This window comes from Candidatus Chordibacter forsetii (assembly GCF_964187505.1).
GTDB lineage: Bacteria > Verrucomicrobiota > Verrucomicrobiia > Opitutales > Seribacteraceae > Chordibacter > Chordibacter forsetii.
The window spans coordinates 22374-28493 of the sequence record NZ_CAXLML010000097.1 but is presented as its reverse complement, the minus strand read 5'-3'; the positions used below and the strand labels follow the sequence as shown (position 1 = coordinate 28493).

The 6120-nt window shown below is 40.2% G+C and carries 7 protein-coding genes; 2 read left to right on the top strand and 5 right to left on the bottom strand.

All coding sequences use genetic code 11. The annotated features are described in order from the left end of the window. Together ACKPQ4_RS04595 and ACKPQ4_RS04590 are read left to right on the top strand one after the other, a co-directional pair. Nucleotides 1-1137, top strand: a 1137-nt coding sequence (locus ACKPQ4_RS04595) for a DUF1538 domain-containing protein (RefSeq protein WP_407680032.1), incomplete at its 5' end; no start/stop codon positions are given. Further along, nucleotides 1137-2252, top strand: coding sequence for a P-II family nitrogen regulator (locus ACKPQ4_RS04590; RefSeq protein WP_407680031.1), 1116 nt, complete (start codon nt 1137-1139; stop codon nt 2250-2252). The genes ACKPQ4_RS04595 and ACKPQ4_RS04590, both read left to right, overlap by 1 nt. A gap of 77 nt (nt 2253-2329) precedes the next feature. Here the strand turns inward: ACKPQ4_RS04590 and ACKPQ4_RS04585 are convergent, their stop codons facing one another. The 5 genes from ACKPQ4_RS04585 to ACKPQ4_RS04565 are packed head-to-tail and all read right to left on the bottom strand — an operon-like array spanning nt 2330 to nt 6088. Continuing rightward, nucleotides 2330-3211 carry a 50S ribosomal protein L11 methyltransferase gene (locus ACKPQ4_RS04585; RefSeq protein WP_407680030.1) on the bottom strand — a complete coding sequence of 294 codons (882 nt, stop codon included), beginning with the start codon at nt 3209-3211 and terminating at the stop codon, nt 2330-2332. After that, nucleotides 3204-3812, bottom strand: coding sequence for a phosphoribosylglycinamide formyltransferase (purN, locus tag ACKPQ4_RS04580; RefSeq protein WP_407680029.1), 609 nt, complete (start codon nt 3810-3812; stop codon nt 3204-3206). The genes ACKPQ4_RS04585 and purN overlap by 8 nt, the downstream gene beginning before the upstream one ends. Before the next feature lie 14 nt (nt 3813-3826). Continuing rightward, nucleotides 3827-4324, bottom strand: a complete 498-nt coding sequence (locus ACKPQ4_RS04575; RefSeq protein WP_407680028.1) for an adenylyltransferase/cytidyltransferase family protein — start codon at nt 4322-4324, stop codon at nt 3827-3829. Nucleotides 4325-4326: 2 nt separating this feature from the next. Beyond that, nucleotides 4327-5475 (bottom strand): molecular chaperone DnaJ, encoded by a 1149-nt coding sequence (dnaJ, locus tag ACKPQ4_RS04570; RefSeq protein ID WP_407680027.1) that lies wholly within the window; start codon nt 5473-5475, stop codon nt 4327-4329. Nucleotides 5476-5512: 37 nt separating this feature from the next. Further along, nucleotides 5513-6088, bottom strand: a complete 576-nt coding sequence (locus ACKPQ4_RS04565) for a nucleotide exchange factor GrpE (RefSeq protein ID WP_407680026.1) — start codon at nt 6086-6088, stop codon at nt 5513-5515. Nucleotides 6089-6120 lie beyond the last annotated feature (32 nt).

The window sequence follows — 6120 nt, the reverse complement described above, 5'->3', positions numbered from 1 at the left end:
AATCAAAATAACGCTCTGCCCGAAGGTTATGCACTACGAACTAAAGTTGCCGAAGGGGCAATCGTGCCAGCAGTATTATCAGGTGGAGGCCGAGAAAATGTTCAGGTTCGTGGCGCCAAGACCTATGTTGTTAGGGAGGGATACAAAGCTCCAGATGCTCTTTGGAACCCAGACGCAGATGTTGCTACCGCGTTTACTAACAAGTTCGATTTTTTCCCGAATACCTTTAAACCATTAGAGAGTGATAAGAATAACAATGGCAAAGTTGATCCGGGTGAAGATTTTTATAGTATAGAACCTGACGGATCTATTAATTACTCCAAACAGGACGGGTTACTAACCGGACCTGATCAAGATCGCGGAGCTTTGGAAGGAGCCATATGGGCAATTGTGCCATTATGTTCTATTCTTTTATTTGTTTTGATTGTTGGCCTCAGGCAAAAACCCAAGCATATGGACGAACTTGTAATTGGTATTGCTTGTGCCGTTATTGGAATGTGTCTTTTCAACTTGGGGATTGCACTTGGATTAACCCCACTTGGTGAACAGCTTGGCGGAAATGTCGTGTCTAGTTTTGCATCCATTCAACCCTGGCAATCAGAGGGATTTATCGATCCTATTTTCCAATCTTCCACAGTTGGTAAATGCTTAGCGATTTTATTTGGGTTTATTTTAGGGTACGGAGCAACCTTAGCAGAACCTGCCTTGAATGCCTTAGGATCTACAGTTGAGAAAATAACTGTTGGGGCTTTTAAGAAAAATTTGCTTATGCAAGCTGTTGCTACTGGAGTAGCTTTGGGAATTGCCACAGGTGTAGCTAAAATTGCATTCAATTTAGAACTTTGGTATCTCCTGATCCCCCCTTACACCTTGCTTTTAATTCTCACTTTTATTTCGAGTGAAGATTTTGTTAATTTCGGATGGGATAGTGCAGGTGTAACAACCGGTCCAATCACGGTTCCACTAGTGTTGGCTATGGGACTTGGTATTGGTGCAAAGACTGGAGCCATTGATGGTTTTGGTGTTCTATCACTTGCGTCGGTTGGACCAATTATTACAGTGCTTACTGTTGGTCTGTTGGTTCGAAAAAAACCAAAAGGCAATCAATCTTCAGAACAATTAGCGGAGGCTGCATAATGAATAATTTAGAAGTTAAAAACGATATTTCTTTGGTAAATTTAATTTTACCAAAAGATTCATTAGACAAAGTTTCGAAGGAATTACAAAAAGCTGGTGCTAAGGGTATTTTTCAAGTTTCAGCTCGTGGTTCAATTTTGAATGAAGGAGGTTTTCTAGCTAAGATGTTCCCCCCTCCTGCACCTGAACAGTGCCTAGTTCAAGTTTTGGTACCTGAAAGTCAAAATGAAAGAATTTCAAAAATTGCTATAGAAGCTGGCAGGTTAGACCGTGTTGGGTCAGGAGCTATTTTTAGTATTCCTTGTAGTGAAGCTCAGCATTCCTCAAGTTTTCCACTAACGGAAGGCGAGGGAGAAGGAGAAGGTGGTAATTCTACTGAGATTACTATGGAAGCGATTTGTTGTATCTGTGAGAAGGGAGTTGCAGAAGACATAGCACAAGCTGCCCTAGCTGCAGGAGCACCAGGCCCTACTGTAACCTTTGGCGAAGGAGGTGGCATCCGAGACAAGATACCGGTACTTCGCATGACCAAGGGACCAGAAAAAGAATTTGTGTGGTGTGTGGTTGATCGTTCAGAGTCGAGTGATGTATTTACAAGTATGGCAAGAGCAGGAAGAATTACTGAACCCGGTCGTGGTTTTATGTATTCGATTCCTGTCAGCAACGGACTCATAAATGTTAGCAGTACTGTTGCTAGCTCTTCGCACGGAGCTAGTATGGAACAAATCATCTCAGCATTGGATGAAGTCAAAGGCGGAAAAGACTGGAGAAGTAGTGTAGAGACCAAATCTACTTCGCTAAGCACCTCTTTCTTAAAAGACTTAGTTGGATTGTACTGTGTTGTTCCTCGTGATCATTATTCAGATGTTTATGATGCGATACTCGATGCAGGTGCGCCAGGTGTTAGCACTAATTTTGGAGTTATGGCTGATCGGGCGAGTACCGGGGAAGATATGTGTAATGAAGAGTGGGCAATTGTATATACTTCACTCGCTCCTACATCTGTGAAAAATGTAATGGAAAAAGTTTCTACGAAAATCGATGCTCTAGGAATAAATCGTTTTGCTTTTTACACTTTACCAATCCCTAAGGCCCTTACTTATTTAGGTGGTTGATATACTTGGCTTTCAGGAATCTTGAAAGTTTTAAATATTTGGAGCTAGGTTTTACAAAACTGTGTAGCTTATCTAATTTAGCTGCAGTCAGATTTTATAATCCTGACTGCTGCCCAATCACCCATCCTTTTCAAGTTAATTTGGATGTCGCCGTCCGGATTTAAATTTTGAAAGCAATCACATACTTGATTTACCTCCTTAGCCAAAATTCCTGAAAGGATAATTACAGAGTTAGGATTGCTCAAATCGATGATTTTTTCAGCGTTTCTTATTAAAATATCTGCCTGAATATTAGCTGCCACATAATCAAATTTCCCCAATGAGTGATTCATCTTGTTTAAATCATTGACCTGAAACTTAACGTCGTTTGGTAAATTATTTACACTAGCATTCTCAGAGGAAATCCGAACAGCATCTTCATCATTATCGAATCCTAGGACACTAGAAAAACCGAGTAATGATGCTGCAATAGTTAAAATTCCGGAACCACATCCCAAATCAACAAATGAATCTCCACAGCTTTTAGAATTTGTGTCATCAACTATGAATTCAATACACATTCGTGTAGATTCATGATTTCCCGTACCAAATGCCATGCCAGGATCTAAAAATAGTGCGTGATTGTTTGCTGGTATATTGAAATCATCTTTAAGCCATAAAGGTACAAGGTGAAAGCCGTTATAACTCCATGCTTTAAAGTGCTTTTTGTAAGAATTTTTCCAATCAGTATCTTGGATGTTTTCCTGAGAGAAATTAAATTCGAGAAAATCTTTTAATTCACCTTTAAGTTGAAAAGTTTCGTTATGCATCTCGCTTTGAGTAGCGAAGTATCCAGTCAAAACCATACCACCGGTTAGTTTATCAATTTCTACAATCCAAGGCGAAGGAGCATGTTCAAATAGGTATCCATCGATATAATCAAGGGAACTTTCGGGGATTGAGCTTGTGAGTTTAATCACGGGGCTTAGCGATTGAATCAGTATGAGCAATATCTGCGACAACACTGGGTAATAACATATGTTCAGCAGCCTGTACTTTTGCTGTAGTTGATTCGATAGTATCGGAGGACATAATACGAACGGGAGCCTGTGCGATAATGGGCCCTCCATCTAATTCAGATGAGACCCAATGAACAGTGCACCCTGTAATTTTCACACCTGCATCCCATGCTTGCTTAATTGCATTTAAACCACGAAAGCAAGGCAGTAGGCTAGGGTGCAGATTGATAATTTTCGAATTAAATGAATCGATAAATCTTTGGCTGACAATTTTCATGAAGCCAGCAAGAACAATTAAGTCGGGCTGTTTCGATTTAATTGCTGTTATCCAATGGTCTTCTTCTATGATAAAGTGGGACGATTCATTCTCCTGAATGCGGGGATATTTGCCAAGATAAGATGAGTAAATGCCGGCCTTTTCAGCACATTTTAATATCCCACTATTTTGCCTGTCTGAGAATACGGCAACTATTTCTGTTGTTCCGAGTAATCCGTCAGAAAAAGCGTCAAGAAGCGCTTGGCAATTTGTTCCATTTCCTGAACCTAAGATTATGGTTTTCACAGTATATTTAAAACTTAGGTATTTTTAATAGATTCTACAGTTCGGGTGGTACTAAACCCCTCAAGAAACGGAACAAAACAAATTTGGGTATTGGCTTCTTCTAGAGCCTCATGTTCTTCAGGGTTTAAATTATCTAAGGAATAATCCCCAGATTTGGCATAAAATTCAGGTTTTAGCCTTTTTATTTCCTGAGCAAGGTTTGTACTGTCGAAAAAGAAAGTTAGGTTGACTACTTCTAAAGCACCAAGCAGGTAAGCCCTTTCGTTTTGACTGTAGATGGGTCTGTTAATTCCCTTTAGTTTGCGGATACTGGAATCGGAGTTTAAAGCAACCCAAAGTTCGTCTCCTAGAGCAGCGGCTTTTTCGAGAGAGTAAATATGCCCGGCATGGATTAAATCAAAGCATCCATTTGTTAGAACAATTGATTTACCTTGTTGCTCTTTTTTTGTGCGAATTTTGCAAATTTCCTCAAAAGAGTATGAATTTTTAACTGGAATCTCGATTTCGGACACTTTTAATTATCCCCATCAAAAAAACGTTTCGCTTTATCTAATATACCAGATTCAGAACTTAGATCTTCTTCTCCACATGAAAGTCCGTAATCGACTAGTTTCTGCCTTTGTTCTTTATTTAGATTCTTGGGAACTTCAATAACGATTTTAACATATAGATCTCCCCTATGAGAAGGTGATCGTAAGTTGGGCATACCTTTGTCCCGAATACGAAATGTTTTATTACATGGTGTTCCAGGAGGAATTTTTAGTGTCACTTTACCATCTAATGTAGGAGTTTCAACCGTTCCTCCGAGTGTTGATAAAGTAAAAGGGATAAAGAGTTCATGAAACAGGTCATCCTCGTCTCTTTCAAAAAGATCGTGTGCTTTGACTTGAACATCGACATACAAGTCACCAAATGGACCTTTTTGTGGGCCTGCATCCCCACGATTCCTAGAACAAAGCCTAGAGCCGTCGTGGATCCCTGCGGGAATCTTAACTTTCACAGAATCGCTGCTTTTTTTGCGACCTTGTCCTGAGCATGAATTACAAGGGTTTTCAATCTTCACACCAGAACCATTGCAAGTTGGACAGGTTCTTCGGATACTTATAAATCCTTGATTAGAGGCAACTTGACCAACACCTCCACAAGTTGGGCACATTGTCTTGGATGAGCCATCTGCAGAACCAGAACCTTCACATTCTGAACATTCAAGGTGCCGAGAGTATTTAATTTCTTTTTCTACACCACTAGCAGATTGTTCCAAAGAGATGGAAACGGTGACTCGCAAATCATTACCGCTAACCCCCTCAGATGCTCTGCCTCCACCTCCTCCTCCAAAGAAGTCCTCGAATATACTACCAAAACCACCTCTTCCGCCACCACCACCGAAAACATCTTTAAACAGATCAAAGGGATCAACTCCCCCGGATGAGTGGCCGCCTCGAAATGCATCGTGCCCGAATTGATCGTACTTTGATCGCTTCTCAGGATCTTTTAATATATCAAATGCAGCAGAAATTTCTTTAAATTTTTCTTCCGCTTCTTTATTCCCGGGATTTTTATCCGGATGAAATTGAATGGCTAATTTTCGATAGGCCTTTTTAATTTCAGAGTCAGAGGCATCTCGGTTTACACCCAGCACCTGATAGAAGTCCTTATCTGGCATAATATGGTTTTTGTATTTTAAAGTTTTATCAGTTCAATCATTCCGAAGCCTGATCTTTTCTTTTCTGCGAAATGATTACACTAGCGGGTCTGATCAAGTGATCTTTTAATCGATATCCGATTCGAATTATTTTGAGAACTGTATCTTCCTCTTCACTTTCTTCGTGACCAATAGCTTCATGAATATTGGGATCAAATTGCCCCCCTGTTTCTTCAATGCATACTAAACCATATTCTCCTAAAACATTTTGAAGTTGGTTGGTTGCCATGTTGAAGCCGTTGACAATGGGACCATCGGGATCAAACTTGGTTGCCTCAATCATTCCCATTTTAAATGCGTCAATTACAGGAAGCAAATCTTCAATAAGTTGTAGTCGAGCCCGTTGTATCGCCTCTTCACGATCTCGAATAGATCTTTTTTTAAGGTTTTCTAAATCTGCGAATGTTCTCAAATATTTGGACTGTAGATCCTCCTGCTTACTGTAAGCTTCGTGAAGGCGGGTCTTGAGCATGGTTGGACTCTCCTCTAGATTCTGATCCGAATCCTCGTTTTCTTCTACAGGAGGTTCGGTCTGATTATTGTCTGTATCCGTTAAGTCTTCTTTGTCTTCCATGATTAAGGTTTTGAGCACAAAAGAGATGAGTA